Origin of the sequence: Rhizobium sp. TAL182 (assembly GCF_002117725.1) — a bacterium.
Taxonomy (GTDB): Bacteria; Pseudomonadota; Alphaproteobacteria; order Rhizobiales; family Rhizobiaceae; genus Rhizobium; species Rhizobium esperanzae.
The window spans coordinates 3,135,203-3,154,472 of the sequence record NZ_CP021024.1; the positions used below are offsets into that span (position 1 = coordinate 3,135,203).

17 protein-coding genes are annotated in these 19,270 nt (G+C 61.5%); 7 read left to right on the forward strand and 10 right to left on the reverse strand.

Features of this window, described 5'->3' with window-relative positions:
* Positions 1–26 precede the first annotated feature (26 nt).
* A complete protein-coding gene (locus Tal182_RS15885) occupies positions 27–767 on the reverse strand; it encodes a ribonuclease (RefSeq protein WP_085860051.1) in 741 nt (246 codons plus the stop codon).
* 226 nt (positions 768–993) lie between these two features.
* Here Tal182_RS15885 and Tal182_RS15890 point away from each other — a divergent pair, with 226 nt between their 5' ends.
* The 4 genes from Tal182_RS15890 to Tal182_RS15905 are packed head-to-tail and all read left to right on the forward strand — an operon-like array spanning position 994 to position 5,788.
* On the forward strand, positions 994–1,944 hold the full coding sequence (locus Tal182_RS15890; protein ID WP_085860052.1) for an alpha/beta hydrolase: 951 nt from the start codon (positions 994–996) through the stop codon (positions 1,942–1,944).
* Positions 1,945–1,957: 13 nt separating this feature from the next.
* Positions 1,958–2,914: a DMT family transporter gene (locus Tal182_RS15895; protein WP_085860053.1), complete on the forward strand. Its 957-nt coding sequence runs from the start codon at positions 1,958–1,960 to the stop codon at positions 2,912–2,914.
* 16 nt (positions 2,915–2,930) lie between these two features.
* Positions 2,931–4,133, forward strand: a complete 1,203-nt coding sequence (locus tag Tal182_RS15900; protein ID WP_085860054.1) for a CaiB/BaiF CoA-transferase family protein — start codon at positions 2,931–2,933, stop codon at positions 4,131–4,133.
* Entirely contained in the window at positions 4,130–5,788 is a 1,659-nt protein-coding gene (locus Tal182_RS15905; protein ID WP_085860055.1) for a thiamine pyrophosphate-binding protein, read from the forward strand. The genes Tal182_RS15900 and Tal182_RS15905 overlap by 4 nt, the downstream gene beginning before the upstream one ends.
* A gap of 39 nt (positions 5,789–5,827) precedes the next feature.
* Here the strand turns inward: Tal182_RS15905 and Tal182_RS15910 are convergent, their stop codons facing one another.
* From Tal182_RS15910 to Tal182_RS15920, 3 genes are all read right to left on the reverse strand, one after another.
* On the reverse strand, positions 5,828–6,172 hold the full coding sequence (locus Tal182_RS15910; RefSeq protein WP_004668514.1) for a RidA family protein: 345 nt from the start codon (positions 6,170–6,172) through the stop codon (positions 5,828–5,830).
* A 72-nt stretch (positions 6,173–6,244) separates the two neighbouring features.
* Positions 6,245–6,583 carry a TIGR01244 family sulfur transferase gene (locus tag Tal182_RS15915; protein ID WP_085860056.1) on the reverse strand — a complete coding sequence of 113 codons (339 nt, stop codon included), beginning with the start codon at positions 6,581–6,583 and terminating at the stop codon, positions 6,245–6,247.
* Between the two features lie 71 nt (positions 6,584–6,654).
* Positions 6,655–7,494: a DUF4432 family protein gene (locus tag Tal182_RS15920; protein WP_085860057.1), complete on the reverse strand. Its 840-nt coding sequence runs from the start codon at positions 7,492–7,494 to the stop codon at positions 6,655–6,657.
* Positions 7,495–7,749: 255 nt separating this feature from the next.
* On the opposite strand from Tal182_RS15920, the gene Tal182_RS15925 reads away from it, so the two are divergent.
* Positions 7,750–9,150: a L,D-transpeptidase gene (locus tag Tal182_RS15925; protein WP_085860058.1), complete on the forward strand. Its 1,401-nt coding sequence runs from the start codon at positions 7,750–7,752 to the stop codon at positions 9,148–9,150.
* Positions 9,151–9,225: 75 nt separating this feature from the next.
* On the opposite strand, the gene Tal182_RS15930 is transcribed toward Tal182_RS15925, so the two are convergent.
* From Tal182_RS15930 to Tal182_RS15960, 6 genes are all read right to left on the reverse strand, one after another.
* Positions 9,226–9,924, reverse strand: a complete 699-nt coding sequence (locus Tal182_RS15930; RefSeq protein ID WP_085860059.1) for a ParA family protein — start codon at positions 9,922–9,924, stop codon at positions 9,226–9,228.
* 227 nt (positions 9,925–10,151) lie between these two features.
* Positions 10,152–11,306, reverse strand: coding sequence for an iron-containing alcohol dehydrogenase (locus tag Tal182_RS15935; protein ID WP_085860060.1), 1,155 nt, complete (start codon positions 11,304–11,306; stop codon positions 10,152–10,154).
* The gene (locus Tal182_RS15940; protein WP_064803870.1) at positions 11,303–12,688 is read right to left on the reverse strand and encodes an aldehyde dehydrogenase family protein; all 1,386 of its coding nucleotides are present in this window, start codon (positions 12,686–12,688) and stop codon (positions 11,303–11,305) included. Before Tal182_RS15940 ends, Tal182_RS15935 begins: the two co-directional genes overlap by 4 nt.
* A gap of 204 nt (positions 12,689–12,892) precedes the next feature.
* On the reverse strand, positions 12,893–14,260 hold the full coding sequence (locus Tal182_RS15950) for a glutamine synthetase family protein (RefSeq protein ID WP_085860062.1): 1,368 nt from the start codon (positions 14,258–14,260) through the stop codon (positions 12,893–12,895).
* A 147-nt stretch (positions 14,261–14,407) separates the two neighbouring features.
* Positions 14,408–15,970 carry an amino acid permease gene (locus Tal182_RS15955; protein WP_064803874.1) on the reverse strand — a complete coding sequence of 521 codons (1,563 nt, stop codon included), beginning with the start codon at positions 15,968–15,970 and terminating at the stop codon, positions 14,408–14,410.
* A gap of 119 nt (positions 15,971–16,089) precedes the next feature.
* Complete coding sequence (locus tag Tal182_RS15960) at positions 16,090–16,860, reverse strand: N-formylglutamate amidohydrolase (protein ID WP_085860063.1); 771 nt, start codon at positions 16,858–16,860, stop codon at positions 16,090–16,092.
* A gap of 177 nt (positions 16,861–17,037) precedes the next feature.
* Between Tal182_RS15960 and Tal182_RS15965 the strand changes: the two genes are divergently transcribed.
* Positions 17,038–17,910 carry a MurR/RpiR family transcriptional regulator gene (locus tag Tal182_RS15965; protein WP_064803878.1) on the forward strand — a complete coding sequence of 291 codons (873 nt, stop codon included), beginning with the start codon at positions 17,038–17,040 and terminating at the stop codon, positions 17,908–17,910.
* 189 nt (positions 17,911–18,099) lie between these two features.
* Positions 18,100–19,203 carry an ABC transporter substrate-binding protein gene (locus tag Tal182_RS15970; protein ID WP_064803879.1) on the forward strand — a complete coding sequence of 368 codons (1,104 nt, stop codon included), beginning with the start codon at positions 18,100–18,102 and terminating at the stop codon, positions 19,201–19,203.
* Positions 19,204–19,270 lie beyond the last annotated feature (67 nt).

Sequence of the window (19,270 nt, forward strand, 5' to 3'; positions counted from 1 at the left end):
CGAAACCCGTTTACGCCGGATTCCGGTCAGAAGCCCGCCGCATCGACAACGCCCTCGTCACAGCCGAACGAGGTCTTTCCCGCCCCCTGGATCAGATCGGCAAGGCCCGCGCTTTTTGCCGATGCCGCTCCCGCATCCTGGGACAGGCCGATCGTCAACTCGCTGATCACCCTGACATTGCCAGCTCGCCGGCAGCTCATCTTGACGCGCTCGCCCGCACCCGGCCCGAAGCTCTTGTCGAAAGCAGCCTTGATCGCTTCGGCCTTGACCGTCTTGCCGATATTGGCGGCAAAGAGATCGCGCACGGCCGATGCGTTGAGAGCATCCACCAGATGGACACCGACGCCGAAATAATCCTCCACACTCAATTTCGTGCAGGTCCCATGCTTTGTCCATTCGTGCCGTTCAAGGCCGGACTGCGTGCCGGGCATCGCCTTTGCCAGCGCCGCCTGCGTTTCGGCCGAAAGCGTCACTTCCGGCAATGCAGCCCATTTACCATCCTTGTCGGCAGCCTTCTGGTCGTCGCTGACGCCGCAATAATCCTGACGCATCGGCCAGAGGCCGTGCAGCGAGAAATTCGTTGCGTCGTGGCGCTCGCCGGTCTGGCTGGCGCATTCGGGCTTCTTCTGGTTCGTCTGGCAGAAGGCGGGCTGCCAGCTCGCAGCAAGAATGAAACGAGTACGGCCATCAGCCTCCTGCGCCATGGCAGCGCCGGCAAGGATCATCGACACGGTGAACGTCAAGGTACGCAACTGCATGCTGCTCATTTCAACCCCCATATAAGAACAATGCACGAACAGATAAGCACAAAGAGTAAACATCAGCAACCCTGAATCGCAACGTTCCCGTATTTTGTTATCGATTGCATCTAACGCTTTAAAGTCACACAAAGGACGTTCCATCACTTTGAGTTGAAGCATGATTCCTCAAATCGATTTCGCATTAAGAAATTATGCGCTAGCGATCTGTTCTGCTGCGGCAGGGAGGATCCGAATGTTTTCTGAAACGCAATGGCTCTCCGTGCCGGGAGCATCGCTGGCCTATCACCATGCCGAGGCCACCGGCCCCGCTTGCGGCATTCTGCTGATATCGCATGGCTTGGCGGAGCACTCGAAGCGGTATCGCCGCTTTGCCGAGGCAATGGCGGCGCGCGGCTATCACGTTTATGCCCACGATCACCGTGGCCATGGCGAGACGACAGCGCCCGATGCCCCGATCGGCCGCTTCGCGCGGCGCGATGGCGTCGGACGGGTGATCGGCGACATCATTGCCATGCGCGCTCACGCGGTCTCGCGCCATCCCGGCCTGAAGGTGATCCTCTTCGGCCATTCGATGGGTGGCCTCATCGCGCTCAATGCCGCCGTCACCGCCCCGGACGACTTCAACGCGGTCGCCGTGTGGAATTCGAATTTCGCCGTCGGTTTTGCCGGCCGCGCCGCCCAGGCGATCCTTATCGCCGAACGCATGCTGAAAGGCTCGGACGTCCCGAGCGGCCTCCTGCCGAAACTCACTTTCGCAGCCTGGGGCCGGTCCATTGCCAACCGCCGCACGGAATTCGACTGGCTGTCGCATATGCCCGGCGAAGTCGACAAATATGTCGCCGACCCTCTTTGCGGCTTCGATGCCTCGGTTTCGCTCTGGCTCGACGTCTTCGAACTAACCTTCCGCGCACCGCAAAAGATCCATCTCGACCGGCTGCGGCGCGACCTGCCGATCCATCTGGTCGGCGGCGCCGAGGATCCGGCGACCGAGCGTGGAAAAGCGGTAGCCTGGCTGTCAAACCATTTGAAAGACCAGGGCTTCTCCCGTATCAGCACTGAGATATATCAGGACACACGGCACGAAACGCTGAATGAGATCGGCGCAGAGGCAGCCATTGCCGCCTTCGCGGACTGGTGTGACGGCGCGGTCGGCAAGGGCCGGAACGGCCAAAATCCCGGATAACGAGAATTCCACCATGAGCAGCACCTCCGCCCGGCCCGTTTCATCCCCCTCCGACGTGACGACGGGGCTTGCGCTGATGTTTCTTTCGGTGATGTTCTCGCCGCTTATCGATATCTTCGCCAAGCTTGCCGTCGTCACCGTGCCCTCCGCCGAGGTCACCGCCGGCCGTTTTGCGGTGCAGGCATTCTGCATGCTGCCGATCGTCATATGGCGGCGCAGCTTTGACGATTTCTCCTGGCGCCAGAGCCTGTTCCATGCCATCCGCGGTCTGATCATCACCATTTCGATGATTTGCTTCGTCACCACGCTGAAATATATGGCGGTCGCCGACGCGATCGCGATCTTCTTCGTCGAGCCGATCATCGTGACGATCCTCGGCGGCATTTTCCTGAAGGAAACGATCGGCTGGCGGCGCTATACCGCTTGCGGCGTCGGCTTCTTCGGGGCGATGCTGATCATCCAGCCGAGTTTCAACGAAGTCGGCTACATCGCGCTCCTGCCCGTCCTCACCGCGCTCTGCATCGCCATTTTCGTGCTGATGACGCGCGTCCTGTCGCACAAGGAAGATCCCTGGGCAATGCAGTTTCAGATGGGCATCTGGGGCCTGATCTTCTGCGCCGTCCTGCTTTTTGCCGGCGATGGCAGCGGCTCCGATATCTTCGATCCCGTCATGCCCGTAGGCAACGCCTGGTTCTATGTCGCCGGCGTCGGCGCCATGGCCGCGATAGCGGGCATCTTCGGCGTCTACGCCTATCGCGCCGCACCGGCTTCGACGCTGGCGCCGCTGCAATATTTCGAGATCGTCTCGGCCACGATCTTTGCCTGGCTTGTTTTCGGCGACTTTCCGGATGCGATCAAATGGCTCGGCATCATGATCATCATCGCCTCCGGCATCTACATCCTCTGGCGCGAGCGCCGCTTTGCTTCCAAACCCGTATCCGATACATCTGAGGTGACGCTGGCGCCGTAGATTGCCTGGGAGGACCATGACCGAGAGCCTGACGAAAAAACCGCCGCTTGCCGGTATCCGGGTGATCGAGCTCGCCCGCGTGCTCGCCGGTCCCTGGGCCGGACAGATGCTCGCCGATCTCGGCGCCGATGTCATCAAGGTCGAAAATCCCGATGGCGGCGACGATACGCGCCAATGGGGCCCGCCCTTTGTCGAAGGTGCCGACGGCGAAAATCTCTCGGCCGCCTATTACCATGCCGCCAATCGCGGCAAACGCTCCATCGCCGCCGACCTGAAAAGCCCGGAAGGCCAGGATCTCGTCCGCCGGCTGGTCTCCACTGCTGACGTGGTGATCGAGAACTTCAAGGTCGGCGGGCTCGTCAAATACGGGCTCGATTACGACAGCCTGCGCAAACTGAACCCGAAGCTCGTTTATTGCTCGATCACCGGCTTCGGCCAGACCGGCCCCTATGCCAATCTGGCCGGCTACGATTACATCGTCCAGGGCATGTCCGGCTTCATGTCGATTACAGGCGAGCCGGACGGCCAGCCGATGAAGGCAGGCGTGGCGATCGCCGATATCTTCACCGGCATCTATGCCGTCTCGGCGATCGAGGCGGCCCTGATCCATTGCTTGAAAACAGGCGAAGGCCAGCTGGTCGACATGGCGCTGCTCGATGTGCAATCGGCCGTGCTCGCCAATCAGAACATGAACTACCTCGTCTCCGGCGCTGCACCGACCCGGCTCGGCAACGCCCATCCGAATATCTCGCCCTATGAGGTCGTGCCGGCGGCCGATGGCTACCTCATTCTTGCCGTCGGCAATGACGGCCAGTTCGCTCGCCTCTGCGGCATCCTCGGCCTTGAGGCGATTGCCGGCGACGAACGTTTCGCCACCAACAGGGCCCGGGTCGGCAATCGGGCCGAACTGCGCCGGCTCGTTTCGACCGAGACGCTGAAATGGCAGAAAGCGGATCTGTTGAAGGCTTGTGAGGAGAACGGCGTTCCTGCCGGCGCGATCAATACGATCGAGGAGATGTTCGCCGATTCGCAGGTGCGCGCCCGCGGTCTGCGCATCGACCTTGCGGATGCCGCGGGCACACTCATCCCGGGGGTCAGGACGCCGGTGGTGCTGTCCGAGACGCCGCTGCATTACGCCAGGCCGAGCCCGCGCCTCGACGAACACAGAGAAGAAATTCTGGCGGAGCTCGCCGAGCGCGAGAGGGAGGCATCGTCATGAAGAGGACCGGTGGAGAACTGATCGTCGAGGCGCTGAAAGCCAATGGCGTCAAACGCCTTTCCTGCGTGCCCGGCGAGAGCTTTCTTGCGGTCCTGGATGCCCTGCGCGATAGCGATATCGACGTCCTCGTCTGCCGTCAGGAGGGCGGAGCGGCGATGATGGCGGATTGCTGGGGCAGGCTGACCGGCGAACCCGGCATCTGCATGGTCACCCGCGGCCCCGGCGCCACCAACGCTTCAGCCGGCCTGCATATATCAAGACAGGACTCGATCCCGATGATCCTCTTCATCGGTCAGGTGCAGCGCGAAGCCCGCGAGCGCGAGGCCTTCCAGGAGGTCGAATTCCGCCGCGCCTTCACTGAATTCGCCAAATGGGTGGGCGAGATCGACGATGCCGCCCGCATTCCCGAATTCGTCACCCGCGCCTTTGCGATCGCCACCTCCGGCCGCCCCGGCCCCGTGGTGCTGACGCTGCCGGAGGATATGCTGCGCGACGAAGTCGAGGCGCCCGGCGCCAAGCGTCACACGAGCGTCGAGGCGCATCCCGGCCGCAGCCAGATCGACGATCTCTATAGAAGACTGCTGAAGGCCGAGCGGCCGATGGTGATCCTCGGCGGCACGCGCTGGGATGAAGATGCCGTCGCCGATTTTGCACGATTTGCCGAGCGTTTTCAGCTTCCCGTCGGCTGCTCCTTCCGCAGGCAGATGCTGTTCGATCATCTCCATCCCTGTTACGCCGGCGATGTCGGCATCGGCATCAATCCTGTCCTCGCCAAGGAAATAAAGGAAAGCGACCTGCTGATCCTTCTTGGCGGCCGGATGTCGGAAATGCCGTCCTCGTCCTATACGCTGATCGATATCCCCTACCCCCAGCAATCGCTGGTGCACGTCTATCCCGATCCTTCCGAACTGGGACGCGTCTACCGCCCGGATCTCGCCATCTGCGCCGCTCCCTCCGATTTCGTCGCCGCACTCGCCGATCTCGAAGCGCCGGCCGAGCCGCACTGGGCGGAGCGCACTGAGCGCATGCACCAGGCCTATCTTTCCTGGTCGAAACCGCCGGCAACTGGTCCGGGCGCCGTCCATATGGGCCCGATCATGGAATGGCTGGAAGCCAATACCGGGCCGGACACGATCTTCACCAACGGCGCGGGCAACTACGCCACCTGGCTGCACCGCTTCCATCGTTTCCGCCGTTTCAACACCCAGGCCGCCCCCACCTCCGGCTCGATGGGCTACGGCCTGCCGGCGGCGGTGGCCGCCAAACGGCTCTTTCCCGAGCGCGAGGTCATCTGCTTTGCCGGCGACGGCTGCTTCCTGATGCACGGCCAGGAATTCGCCACTGCCATCCGCTACGGCCTGCCGATCATCGCGATCGTCGTCAACAATGGCATGTACGGCACGATCCGAATGCATCAGGAGCGCGAATATCCCGGCCGCGTCAGCAGCACCGATCTCACCAATCCCGATTTCGCCGCCCTTGCCCGCGCCTATGGCGGCCATGGCGAGACGGTGGAGCGGACGGAGGAATTCGCCGCTGCCTTCGAGCGGGCGCGCCGCAGCGGCAAGCCGGCAATTATCGAAGTCAAACTCGATCCTGAGGCAATCACGCCGACACGGACGCTGTCGGAAATCGCGCAAACAAAAAGCCGGTAGGTTTCCCCACCGGCTTTCTAAGACAGAACGACCGATACGTCAGTCGATCGCGGCCGTAACGATGAACTCGACCTTGTATTTCGGCGCTGCGAGCTTGGCTTCGCTGGTGGCGCGGGCCGGCGGATTGGCCGGATCGATCCAGGCTTCCCAGGCGGCGTTCATCTCGGCGAAATATGCGATGTCTGAGAGATAGACGAGGGTCTGGAGGATCTTCGACTTGTTGCTGCCTGATGCGGCCAGCAGGCGATCGACCTCGGCAAGTGCGGACTTGCACTGATCGGTGACGCTTTCGCCCTCGCCGACCTGGCCTGCGAGATAGATCGTGTTGCCGTGAATGACGGCGCCGCTCATGCGTGCGCCGACGTCGATACGCTTAATGCTCATTATCGTCTCCTGAGTGAATGGAAGTGGCGGCGCTGCGCAGCAGCGCCTAAAAATCAGCGCCTCGTACGACGCTCAATTGCGGATATGGTGGGTTTTCTGGTAGATCGCCGTCGACCGCGCGCCCGAGCGGCAGTAGCCGAGCATTGGCCGCGGGAATTCGTCCAGCGCATCGACCATGCCCTGCACCGCCTCCTCGGTCACGCCCATCGGCCCGACAGGCACATGGGTGATCTCGAGGCCGAGTTCTCGCGCGCGCGCCTCGATGACTGAGAACGAGGTCTGATCCGGGCTCTCATGGTCGGGGCGGTGGCAGACGATCGATTTGAACCCCAGCGCCTTGATCTCGTCGAGGTCCTCGAGCGTGATCTGGCCCGAAACCGAATATTCATCGTCGATCTGGCGAATATCCATCGTCCTGTCTCCTGATAAATCGTGGGCTGAAGGTCTACGACGGAGGCCGGCGAGCGTCAACAACACTTCACTCAGAGGAAGGCAAAGCTCAGCACGTAGCTGCGGTTTTCACCTGGTGCCAGCATATTGAATTCGCCGGCCGCCTCGAGCTCGTCACGCGATACCCAGCGATGCGACACCGGCTCGATGCCGATAATATGGGCCGGCGCCTTCTGGTTCCGCCAGACCTGCAGATAGGGCAGCGTGTCGGCGCGAAAGCGCACGCGGAGCGTCCTGCCGCCGATCGCCGCGATCGGTCCGAGGCGGACTTCCGCCAGGCCGTCTTCCGTTGCCGGCGCCGGCACACAGAAGATGCCGCCCGGCTCCTCGCCGAATGCCCAGGGGACACCGCCATTCTCCAGCATCCGGCCTTCGAGCCGCGTGCCCTCGTCCAGCCATTTGCCGCCGGTGTTCATGTGATACATCAGGAAGGTGGGCACCGTCCGGTCGCTGGTATTGACGACCCGGTCCTCGAGCCGAACCTCGCCGGTCGCCCCATCGATCCGCCATAGCCGCTCGATGCGCTGCGACAGTCCCTCGACGGTTACAATGTCGATATCAGCACGGCATTCGGCATTGCCGTTCTCATACCTCGTCCACAGCACCTTGGCCGCATGGCCGGAGGCCGATCCGTGCAACGGATAGACCTTGCCGTCCGCCCGCCCGGCGATCGGCTGGCGGTGACGGATATGGTCCGGCCCGCAGGTAAAGAGGAAGCCTTCGAGGGAGTGATCGATTCGCGGATCGCCATCATCGGGAATGGCCCGCTTCGGGGCGATGTCGACGCCCTCGACGATGCATCCGGCGATGTCCAGCACCGATGTTTCATCGAGCATCAGGCGCGGCCCGCTTGCGGCGGCAAATTCGATCATCGCAGTCTCCCAGGGATTTATCGGCCGGCGTAGGGTTAGGTTTTGCGCCGTCTTTCGTCAATCGGGCGCTTTTCGCCCCTTGTGTTTTTGCCGCAACCGTGGATTTTGCGGAACGGACACAAGGATGCAAACGTTTATGAGTAAAAGGAAATCTTAGGGATTTTCATATTTTGTTCAGCACGGTTTCATAAATTCCACACTAGCGTCAAAATTCGCGGGTGTGTGTCGGCCCAGTCACTGTTCGAGGTGTGAGACGTGAATCGCTTTTTGAAGTCGGCATTTTCGCTTGCGGCCGTGCTGGCAGCCGTTGCGGCTGCAGCACCGCAGGCCGGCGCGCAGCAGTTTCGTGACCGTCGCCAGAGCGATGTCGTGCTGGTCACGCCGAACGGCGAAATCCTCGATTATGTCCCCCGCGGCTTTGCCTATGCCCGCGATCGCAGCGGCAACCGCGTGCTGATCGACGCCTACGGCAACGTCGTCGCCACCGAAATGCGCGCCCGCGGCTACTATCCGCCCCGGCCCGGCCCGCGCGAGGTCTATGCCGACCAGGGCGGCAATGATCCCTACTATGCCGACGACAACCCCTATGGCGATACGCGTTATTCCGAGCGCGGCGCCGTCACCGGCGGCATTCCGCGCGACGCAGCGATCGAGCGCCTGCCGCTCGGCGAGGAGCCCTATCCGGACGACAACAGCATCGGCAATCCGCAGTCGGGCGACGATTACGCCTCGATCGATCCCGATCAGCAGATCCCGCCCGCCGACGCGCCGAAGGCAGCACCCGACGAGCCCGTGATCACGCTGAAGAACAAGTCGAAGCCCGAGATCGTCGCGCTGCAGGTCTTCCTCGACCGCGCCGGCATCTCTCCCGGCGTCATCGACGGGCATATGGGCTCGAACGTCACCAAGGGCATTTATGCTTACGACCAGATGACGGGATCAAAGCTCGACCCCAATGACACCGATGCCATTCTGGAAGAGCTGCGCATGAACGGCGGCCTGCCCGTCGTCAGCTATACGATCACGCCGGCCGATGCCGCTGGTCCCTTCGTCGCGGAGATCCCTGAAGATTATTCGCATAAGGCGCTGCTGCCGTCGCTCGCCTATACCTCGACCACAGAAATGCTGGCCGAGCGTTTCCATATGGACGAGGCCTTCCTCAAGGAAATGAACCCCGGCGCCGATTTCAGCGTTCCCGGCACGGTGATCAAGGTCGTCAATCCCGGCGAAGCGAAGACCGGCGAGGTCGCCCGCATCATCGCCGACAAGGGGCGCAAACAGGTTTTCGCCTATGACGGCGCCGGCAATCTCATCGCCGCCTACCCCGCTTCGATCGGCTCAACCGACACCCCCTCCCCGTCCGGCACGGTGACGGTCGAGCGCGTCGCGTTCAATCCCGGTTATACCTACAACCCGAAGATCAACTTTCAGCAGGGCGCCAACGACAAGATCCTCAACATTCCCCCAGGCCCGAACGGCCCGGTCGGCACCGTCTGGATGGCGCTTTCCAGGCCGACCTACGGCATCCACGGCACGCCGGAGCCCTCCAAGATCGGCCGCACCCAGAGCCACGGCTGCATTCGCCTGACCAACTGGGATGCGACCGAGCTTGCGAAAATGGTCAAGCCCGGTGTGACGGTCGAATTCGTCGACTGAGCCAAAGCCAGACTGATCACAAACGATAAGGCCGCCGGATCGCTCCGATGGCCTTTCTGTTCCATGCTTGGGTATTCAGGCCGCCGTCGCCATGCGGGCTGAGGCTGTCAACCGAACAGGCACCTTGCGCATGATTTCCTCGGCGAAACAGGTGGCGTTCTCACGCGCCTTGTCGAGATTGCTGACCCGCGTGGGGTCCATGGTCTGCAGCGTGCCGCCACAGTCGAAGATGTCGCGGAAGGCCGAACGTTCGATGATTGCCGTGTCCAGCACCGGCACGTGCCGCTCGCTGAGCAGCGACTTGACGAGCTGCAGCGCCCGGGTCGTCACCATCGAGTTGACGCGGGTCAGCACCACCGAATGGCCGATCTTTATGCCGGCCTTCTCGTCCAGATATTGCAGCAGCTCGAGCACCTGCGCGCCGCCGCGCGCATCCATGGCACAACCCTGGATCGGGATCAGCACGTGGTCGGAAAGGCCGACGGCGGTGGCAAGCAGCGGATTGCGTGCGCCCGGCAGGTCGACGATGAAATAGTCGGTATTATGCTTGTTCTCGCTGATATGCTGCGGCAGCGAGGCGGTCGTCACGAAATCGATCACCGAAATATTGGGCACGTGCCCTGATATCTCGTGCCAGCGTGAAATCCAATGCTGCGGATCGGCATCCAGAATGGTCACGCGATAGCCCTGACGGGCAAGCTCGGTCGCGAGCAGGAGAACAGCGGTCGTCTTGCCGGCGCCGCCCTTGGTGTTTGCGAAAGTGATGACAGGCATGTTCGGTCCTCGAAGGGAAAATGGCGCGAGCCGGCATCGCTCTTTTGCGCACCGTCGGAGCATCGTGCGGTTAAGCCATCCTTTCCAATCATGGTTAACAAATCCTAAACGCGCGCGGTGAAATTGCAGCGGGCATTTTTCACATCCCTAAAATTCAGGATGCCCCAAGACAAGAAGGCCCGGAAAGTAAGAGCTTTCCGAGCCAATCTGCAGGTCGGCTGATCTTATCAGAAGCAGTCCCTGAAAAGTGCCTTGGTATTTTCGAGCGTCATCGGCACCGGGTTACCGCCAGCACTCGGATCCTCGATCGCCATGGCCGACAATTCGTCGATGCGGTCGGGGGCGATTCCCATCGCCGTCAGCGTATCCGGCACGCCGAGATCGGAACGCAGCTTCAGCACATAATCGTAGAAGCCGTCGAAACCGCCCGAAATGCCGAGATAGGCGGCCGCCCGGCCGATCTTCTCCTCGATGACAGCGCGGTTGAAGCGCAGCACCGCCGGCATGACAACCGCATTGGTCAAGCCGTGATGGGTGTTGTAGACCGCGCCGATCGGATGCGACAGCGCATGGATGGCGCCGAGCCCCTTCTGGAAGGCGACGGCGCCCATGGCGGCGGCGGCCATCATGTTGGCGCGGGCTTCGAGATCCGTCCCTTCCTTATAGGCACGCGGCAGGAATTCCTTGACGAGGCGCATGCCTTCGAGCGCGATGCCGGCCGACATCGGGTGATAGAACGGCGAGGAATAGGCTTCCAGGCAATGGGCGAAGGCATCCATACCGGTTCCGGCGGTAATGATTTTCGGCATGCCGACCGTCAGTTCCGGGTCGGAGATGACGACGCCGGGCAGGAACTTCGGATGGAAGATGATCTTCTTCACATGCGTGACGGAATTGGTGATGACGCTGGCGCGCCCGACTTCCGAGCCAGTTCCCGCCGTCGTCGGCACGGCGACGATCGGAGCGATGCCTTCGAGGCTCGCACGCGTCCACCAGTCGCCGATATCCTCGAAGTCCCAGACCGGCCGCGTCTGGCCGGCCATGAACGCAACGCACTTGCCGAGATCGAGGCCCGAGCCGCCGCCGAAGGCGACGACGCCGTCATGGCCGCCGTCCTTGAAGGCCTTGACGCCGGCATCGAGGTTCTTCTCGTTCGGGTTCGGGTCGACGTCAGCGAAGATCGCCCGGCCGAGGCCGGCATCTTCGAGGATATCGAGCGCGTTCTTGGTGATCGCCATCGAGGCGAGGCCGCGGTCGGTGACGAGCAGCGGCTTTTTGATGCCGAGGCTCTTGCAGGCGTCGGCCAGTTCCTTGATGCGGCCCCGGCCGAGCTTGACCGATGTCGGATAGCTCCAGTTTGCGATGATGTTGCTGCTGCTCATGCTGTCACTTTCTTCAGGTGGAAGGATTTCGGACGCGTCAGATTCTGGAAGCCGATGATCGAGAGCGAGCCACCGCGGCCGGTCTCCTTGACGCCGGTCCAGCAGAGCGCCGGATCGAGATAATCCGCGCGGTTCATAAAGACGGTGCCGGTTTCGATCTCCCGGCCAAGCCGCGCCGCCCGCTCGACATCCTTGGTCCAGAGCGAGGCGGTCAGCCCATACTGGCTGTCGTTCATCAAAGCGAGTGCTTCCTCGTCGCCCTTCACCTTCATGATGCCGACCGCCGGACCGAAGGTCTCCTCGCGCATGAAGGCCATGGAATGGTCGACATCGATGAGGACCTGCGGGGCGAGATAGGCGCCGCCGTCGTCCTGAGGGAAAAGCTTGGGATCGACAAGCGCCTTGGCGCCCTTCGCGACCGCATCGGCAATCTGCTCGCGCACGACCTTGGCGAAACGCTTATTCGCCATCGGGCCGAGCGAAGTCTCGGGATCGAGCGGATTGCCGAGCTTGTAGTTCGACACCCAGGCGACCGATTTCTCGACGAAGGCATCGTAGAGCGATTCATGCACATAGATGCGCTCGATGCCGCAGCAGCACTGGCCGGAATTATAGGTCGCGCCGTCCATCAACGTGTCGACGGCCGCATCGAGATCGGCGTCTTCCATCACATAACCCGGATCCTTCCCGCCGAGTTCGAGGCCGAGGCCGGTGAAGGTGCCGGCAGCGGCCCGCTCCATCGAGCGGCCGCCTTCGACCGATCCGGTGAAGTTGACGAAATTGAAGCTACCGGCGGCAATCAGCGCCGACGTCGTCTCATGATCGAGGAAAACGTTCTGGAACACATCCTCGGGAACGCCGGCCTCGATAAAGGCCTGCACCAGCCGTTCGCCGACAACAAGTGTCTGCGAAGCATGTTTCAGCACCACCGTATTGCCGGCCATCAATGCCGGTGCGATCGTGTTGATCGCCGTCATATAGGGATAGTTCCACGGTGCGACGACGAAGACGACGCCATGCGCTTCGCGTTCGATACGGCGCTCGAAACGCTCGCTCTCCTCGACGACAACAGGTGCCAGCGCATCCGCTGCGATCGAGGCGACATAATTGGAACGTTCGTTGAAGCCCTTGTATTCGCCGCCGTACTTGATCGGCCGGCCCATCTGCCAGGCAAGCTCCGGCACGACGACATCGGACATCTCGTTCAGCCGTGCAGCACCCTTCAGGACAAGCTGAACACGCTCTTCAAGCGGTCGTCTCGCCCAGGCCTTCTGCGCCTTGCGGGCGCGCGCCACCACGTCTTTGGCGGCGTCGAGCGAAAGTGCTGCGCGCTCCGCGTAAACCGATCCGTCGATCGGTGAAATGCATTGGATCATTGCCATGATCGATTTCCGTCCTCGTATTAAAAAATTGAGTGAGGCCGCAGCCCCTCATCCGCCTGCCGGCACCGACTCCCCGCACACGGGGCGAAGGGGGATGGCCGCGACCTCTCCGTTCCTCGCCAACATCTCGCAGGGCACGTCCCCTCTCCCCGTCAGAACGGGGAGAGGGTTAGGGTGAGGGGCAAGCAGCCCTCGGAATCCGTATTAAGCTCTTTCGAACCCCCGCGCCACTTCCCAATCGGTGATGCGGCGGTCGTATTCTTCCTGCTCCCATTCGGCAGCACGGGTGTAATGGTCGATGACGTCGTCGCCGAAGGCTTTGCGCAACATCGCCGATTCCGTCATTGCAGTCGTTGCTGCGCGCAACGTGCGCGGGATTTCGCGGATATCCTTGCCGCCATAGGCGTCGCCGACGAAGGGGGCTTCGAGCTCCAGCTTGTTCTCGATCCCGTCGATACCGGCGGCAAGCAGCGCGGCGAAGGCTAGATAGGGATTGAGATCGGAGCCTCCGACCCGGCATTCGATCCGGATCCCCTTGGTCTCCTCGCCGCAGAGGCGGTAGCCGGCGGTGCGGTTGTCCTTGCTCCAGATCGCCTTGGTCGGCGCAAAGGTGCCGGCCATGAAGCGCTTGTAGGAGTTGATGTAGGGCGCCAGGAAATAGGTGATCTCGCTCGCATGGGCGAGAAGTCCGGCAACGTAATTGTGCATCAGCGGCGACATGCCGTATTTGCCGGCATGGTCGAAGAACAGAGGCTTCTCCTCCAGGCTCCAGAGCGACTGGTGGATATGCGAGGAACTGCCGGCGGCGTTGTAATTCCATTTGGCAAGGAAGGTGATGGCCTTGCCTTTCGACCAGGCGATCTCCTTGCAGCCGTTCTTGATGATCGCGTGCCGGTCGGCCATGGCGAGCGCATCGGCATAGCGCACGTTGATCTCTTCCTGGCCGGCGGAAGCCTCGCCCTTGGAGTTCTCGACCGGAATGCCGGCGCCCTGCAGCCCGGTGCGGATCGCCCGCATCACCTCTTCCTCCTTGGTGGTCTGGAAGATGTGGTAGTCCTCGTTATAGGCGCTGGCGAGCTTCAGATTGCGATAGCCCGAGGCCTGCGCGGTCTCATAGCTCTGGTCGAACAGGAAGAATTCGAGTTCGGAAGCCATGTAGGCTTTCATGCCCATGTCTTCGAGGCGCCTCACCTGCCTCTTCAGGATCGCGCGCGGCGAATGGGCAACCTCCTCATGGGTGTGATGGTCGAGCACGTCGCAGAGCACGAGCGCTGTGCCTTCCAGCCATGGAATGCGGCGCAGCGTCGAAAGATCCGGCTTCATCGTATAGTCGCCGTACCCTTTCTCCCAGCTCGTCGCCTTGTAACCGGAGACGGTCTCCATCTCCATGTCGGTGGCGATCAGGTAGTTGCAGCTGTGCGTTTCTTTCCAGGCGCTTTCGACGAAATATTCGGCCTGGAAGCGCTTGCCCATCAGCCGGCCCTGCATGTCCACCTGGCAGGCCAGAACCGTGTCGATGCGCCCTTCGGCAACATCCTTCCTGAGATCGTCGATTGTATAGCTGCTGCTCATGAGTGATCCGCCTGAAATTGGGATTGAAAAAATCGGGGCAACGAAATCGCATGCGCTCGGCCTGGTTTGGCGCCCCGATGCCTTTTCGTTGAACCGGTGATGGGGCCGCAGGAGCGGCCCCGCCATTTGAGAGGGAAGCCTCGATGCTTAACGTTCGCCGCTTTCGCCGACGGCCGCTTCTGCCGCCGCGATTTCGGCCTGGCGCTTCGCCACTTCGGCGCCGATCGGCGGCCCCTTGAAACGCCGGCGCTCGAAGCCGAACCAGACGATCGCCGTCAGCAAGAGGAACCCGACGGTAACGTAAAGCGCAGCACCGTTCGGCGGCTGGACTCCGAGAACGAAGATCAGGACCATCGCGATGATCGAGAGCACGGCAAAGAGCTTGAAGAGGCCTTCGCCGAGGTTCCACGGACCCATCTTGTCCCACTTGGACGTGCCCCAGGCGAAGAGGCCGAGCGTGATCGGGATCGCAAAGGAGAAGAACAGGAAGATGACCGTGCACGACACCACGATCGTGTAAACGGGCGTATCGCCGATTTTCACGAAGTCGAGTGAGGTGAACCAAACGAACAGCACCGACAGGATCGATCCCGTCCAGATCGCAGCCACCGGAGTGCGGTATTGCGGGCTGACCTTCGACAGCGCCTTGGAGGCCGGTAGGCCGCCGTCACGCGAGAAGGCGAAGATCATGCGGGAGACCGAGGTGACGGTCGCAAGGCCGCACAGCCACTGGCTGACGAAGATCGCAAGATAGAGGATATCCTTGACAACGGGGTTCACCTGGCTGTCCATCGCCCAGAAGAACACGTTCCAGCCCTGTTTGGCCGCGTCGTCCATGTTCGGCAGCATGAGGACGAAGGCGCACAGCATGATGTAGCCGAATAGCGCCGACCACAGGACCGAGGCGACCATGCCGCGCGGAACCGAATGGGCAGCCTTGACCGTCTCCTCCGATGTATGCGCCGAGGCGTCATAACCGGTGATGGTGTAGATCGGCAGCAGCAGGCCGAGAAGAAAGACCCAGGCCCCCGAGGTCGACGGCCAGACGCTACCGCCGACTTCGCCGGAATAGTTGGCGAAAGTGAAGAGGCGGCCGAACTCATAGGAAGGCGCCGAAAGAAGGCAGACAGCCGCCAGCGCGATCGAGGTTGCGAAGATCAGATAACCCGAGAAGTCCGTGAGCTTCGCGGTCAAGCCAATCCCCATGTGGTTTACCAGCGCCTGCGCGCCGGTAATTATGACGAGGAAAATGATCCGCACCGTGATCGTGTCCGTCAGCCCGAGATAAGTGGTGCCGAAGGAGCCCATGAAGAAGTAATAGGTACCGACGTTGATGGCGCCGAGAACGGTGACGAGACCGAGCAGGTTGAACCAGGCCGTCAGCCAACCGGTGAAGCGGTTGCCGAGGATCGAGCCCCAGTGATAGAGGCCGCCGGCCGTCGGATAGGCAGAGCTGATCTGCGCCATGGCGACGGCGAAAACGAGCGAGATGAAGCATCCCACGGGCCAGCCGATGCCGATCGCCGCGCCGCCAGCGCCTGAGGTCGCCTGGGCCAGCGAATTGATGCCGCCGGAGAGAATGCAGATGATGGAGAATGATACGGCGAAATTCGAGAATGAACTCATTCGCCGTTCGAGTTCTTGGGCATAGCCCATCGAATGCAGGATGTGCACATCCTGCTTCTTGTCCAGTTCGGTATAGTCCGACATGACTTCCCCCTGTTCACGACCGGCCGCGGAATTGCAGCCGGTCCAGTGCCAATTGTCCGCGGCATTTTCGCCGTGCGGACGTCCGCAGATAAACTGCTCCCTCGGGTCTTCTTTTTTTATCAGGCTTCCAGGCTGTGCTGGAGAAGTCCTGTCAGATAATCGGCCATGACCCTTTGGCCGCCATCGTCTGCGATGAGGTCGTTGCGGACCTCGATCATTACATTGCGCAGGCCGTTCGAAAGCCCGTGCAGGATCAGCGTGTGGGTCACGCCATCCTCGGGTCCGTAAGGCTGGTTGCGTTCAGTCCTGTAAAGCGGCGCATCGGCCGCGGCATCCAGCATGCGGTCGGCGAGCCGGCTGTCCTCATCATGCAATATGCCGAGTTCGACGGCGCGTTGCCGGCCGTGATAGACCGGCGTGAAGCTGTGCATCGTCACGATGACGGTATCCTGCCCCCTCGCCCGCCGATCGCGGATCAGTCCGCGGATGGCATCATGGAAAGGCACATAAAGCGCATCGGTGCGCGCCAGGCGTTCTTCGGCGCTCAAATCCTTGTTGCCGGGAATGGCATAGATCTCGCTGGTCTCCGGCATGGCGCCCGGTGAACTGGGCGGCCGGTTGCAGTCGTAGATGAGCCGGGAGAAGCGCTGGTAGACGAGCGTCGCCTCGACTGCTTGCGATATGCCGCGGGCAACGGCGAGCGCGCCCGGATCCCAGGCGATATGGCTCGACAGCGCTTCGCTGGGCAGGCCGAGATCGCCGAAGCGGGCAGGAAGCGTTTTCGAGGCGTGCTCGCAGACGAGCAATACCGGGCTACGGCCTTCGATGCGCTCGATCCCGACGCAATCGCCGTCCGCTTCGCTGAGGATGTTCGGCTGGGCCAGCACCAAAGGCGCCACTCCTATCCCTTAATAAAAGCTTTAAAGAAAAGAATTCTTCAGCTTTTGGCGACTGTCAAGCATCCTCTGAAAATTTCTTTTCATGACAGTGGTTGACATGGATTATGACAGCGTTGTTAACTTTGGTTGGGAGAGTGGCGCCAGACCACTCCCGGGGAGCAAAGTCACGTGACCACTGCGTCGAAGACGGTTTCGGACGTCATACATTCGCATCTCGGCGTGTTGACGCGTGCCGAGAAGCAGTTGGCGGAAAGCCTCCTCGACAACTATCCGGTTTCCGGCCTCGGCAGCATCACTACGATTGCAGAGAACGCCGGCGTTTCCACGCCCACCGTGGTGCGCATGGTGCAGAAGCTCGGCTTCAAGGGCTATCCGGACTTTCAGGCGCATCTGCATCTGGAGGTCGAGGCGACGATATCGAACCCGATCGCCAAACATGACCGCTGGGCGCAGAACGCGCCGGGCACCCATATTCTCAACCGTTTCGCCGATGCCATTATGGGCAATCTGCGCCAGACGCTGAGCGATCTCGACACCGCGACCTTCGACAGCGTCGCCTCGCTGCTCTCCGACCGCAAGCGTGGCCTCTATTTCGTCGGCGGCCGCATCACCGGTGCGCTTGCCGAATATTTCTTCACCCATATGCAGGTCATCCGGCCGGCGACGACGCTGCTATCGGCGAATTCCAGCAGTTGGCCGCAATATGTCCTCAACATGAATGCCGGCGACATCCTGATCATCTTCGACATTCGCCGCTACGAGCAGGAAATGGTCAGCCTTGCCACCGCTGCCCGCAAGCGCGGCGCCGAAATTGTTGTCTTCACCGACCAATGGGGCTCACCGGCCGCCAAACTCGCCCGCCACGCCTTCCGCGTCCGGATCGAGGCACCGTCGGCCTGGGATTCCTCCGTCGTTACCCTGTTCATCGTCGAGGCGCTGATCGAAGCCGTCCAGAATTCGACCTGGGACGAGACAAAGGAACGCATGAAGACATTGGAGGGGCTGTTCGAGCAGACCAAACTCTTCCGCAAACCGGGTTAGGAGGACAAGACAAAGAGGGAGAAAAACAATGGCGGATTTTTGCGGATATAGACCGCACTGTCGCAAGTGGAACATCTGTCACAAGCGCCTGCTATTCATGCAAAATCACCGTCACGCAGCCGTCACACAAGCTTCATGTAAGCTCATTAACAGCATCGCCAGACACTGAAAACCCGAAGGAGAACAACAGTGATCTCTAACATTTCTCGACTCCTGTCGCTTTCTACTGCGATGATCGTGGCTTCGACCGCGATTGCCGCTGCAGAACCGAGCGCAGAACTTATCGCTGCCGCCAAGAAAGAAGGCACGCTGACCACGATCGCTCTCCCGCACGACTGGTGCGGCTATGGCGACGTCATTGCCGGCTTCAAGGCCAAGTATGGTCTCGAAGTCAACGAGCTGAACCCGGATGCCGGCTCGGGCGACGAAGTCGAAGCCATCAAGGCCAACAAGGGCAACACCGGCCCGCAGGCTCCTGATGTCATCGACGTCGGCCTCTCCTTCGGCCCGTCCGCCAAGAAAGACGGCCTGATCCAGCCTTACAAGGTCTCCACCTGGGATTCGATCCCGGATACGGCCAAGGATCCGGAAGGCTATTGGTACGGTGACTATTACGGCGTTCTTTCGTTCCTCGTGAACAAGGACCTCGTCAAGCAGTCGCCGGCCGACTGGGCCGATCTGAAGAAGAGCGACTACGCAAACACCGTCGCTCTCGCAGGCGATCCGCGCACGGCCAACCAGGCTGTCCAGGGCGTTTACGCCGCTGGCCTTTCCGCATCGGGCGGTGACGCGGCCAAGGCAGGCGAAGAAGGCCTGAAATTCTTTGCCGAACTCAACAAGGCCGGCAATTTCGTGCCTGTCGTCGGCAAGGCTGCTCCGTTCGCTCAGGGCTCAACGCCGATCATCGTCGCCTGGGACTACAATGCAATGTCCTGGGGTGAAAGCCTGAAGGGCAACCCGCCGTTCGAAGTCGTCGTTCCGAAGACGGGCGTCGTCGCCGGTGTCTACGTCCAGGCGATTTCTGCCTTCGCTCCGCACCCGAACGCTGCCAAGCTCTGGATGGAATATCTCTATTCCGACGAAGGTCAGCTCGGCTGGCTGAAGGGCTATTGCCACCCAATCCGCTTCAACGATCTTGCCAAGAACAACAAGATCCCGAAGGAACTGCTCGACAAGCTGCCGCCGGCAGCAGCCTATGAAAAGGCTGTCTTCCCGACGCTCGAAGAGCAGGCCGCCGGCAAGGAAACCATCACCAAGAACTGGGATTCCGTCGTCGGCGCAGCCGTCAAGTAATCTCCGATCCTGCCTCCCCGCCTCAGGGCGGGGAGGTTTTTTTCTCACTCCGATGCCCCAGGATGAG

What these genes read in the sequence shown, in the direction of transcription:
- Tal182_RS15885 (WP_085860051.1), bottom strand. Translation starts at nt 767, where the DNA reads ATGAGCAGCATGCAGTTGCGTACCTTGACGTTCACCGTGTCGATGATC.
- Tal182_RS15890 (WP_085860052.1), top strand. Translation starts at nt 994, where the DNA reads ATGTTTTCTGAAACGCAATGGCTCTCCGTGCCGGGAGCATCGCTGGCC.
- Tal182_RS15895 (WP_085860053.1), top strand. Translation starts at nt 1,958, where the DNA reads ATGAGCAGCACCTCCGCCCGGCCCGTTTCATCCCCCTCCGACGTGACG.
- Tal182_RS15900 (WP_085860054.1), top strand. Translation starts at nt 2,931, where the DNA reads ATGACCGAGAGCCTGACGAAAAAACCGCCGCTTGCCGGTATCCGGGTG.
- Tal182_RS15905 (WP_085860055.1), top strand. Translation starts at nt 4,130, where the DNA reads ATGAAGAGGACCGGTGGAGAACTGATCGTCGAGGCGCTGAAAGCCAAT.
- Tal182_RS15910 (WP_004668514.1), bottom strand. Translation starts at nt 6,172, where the DNA reads ATGAGCATTAAGCGTATCGACGTCGGCGCACGCATGAGCGGCGCCGTC.
- Tal182_RS15915 (WP_085860056.1), bottom strand. Translation starts at nt 6,583, where the DNA reads ATGGATATTCGCCAGATCGACGATGAATATTCGGTTTCGGGCCAGATC.
- Tal182_RS15920 (WP_085860057.1), bottom strand. Translation starts at nt 7,494, where the DNA reads ATGATCGAATTTGCCGCCGCAAGCGGGCCGCGCCTGATGCTCGATGAA.
- Tal182_RS15930 (WP_085860059.1), bottom strand. Translation starts at nt 9,924, where the DNA reads ATGCCTGTCATCACTTTCGCAAACACCAAGGGCGGCGCCGGCAAGACG.
- Tal182_RS15935 (WP_085860060.1), bottom strand. Translation starts at nt 11,306, where the DNA reads ATGAGCAGCAGCAACATCATCGCAAACTGGAGCTATCCGACATCGGTC.
- Tal182_RS15940 (WP_064803870.1), bottom strand. Translation starts at nt 12,688, where the DNA reads ATGGCAATGATCCAATGCATTTCACCGATCGACGGATCGGTTTACGCG.
- Tal182_RS15950 (WP_085860062.1), bottom strand. Translation starts at nt 14,260, where the DNA reads ATGAGCAGCAGCTATACAATCGACGATCTCAGGAAGGATGTTGCCGAA.
- Tal182_RS15955 (WP_064803874.1), bottom strand. Translation starts at nt 15,970, where the DNA reads ATGTCGGACTATACCGAACTGGACAAGAAGCAGGATGTGCACATCCTG.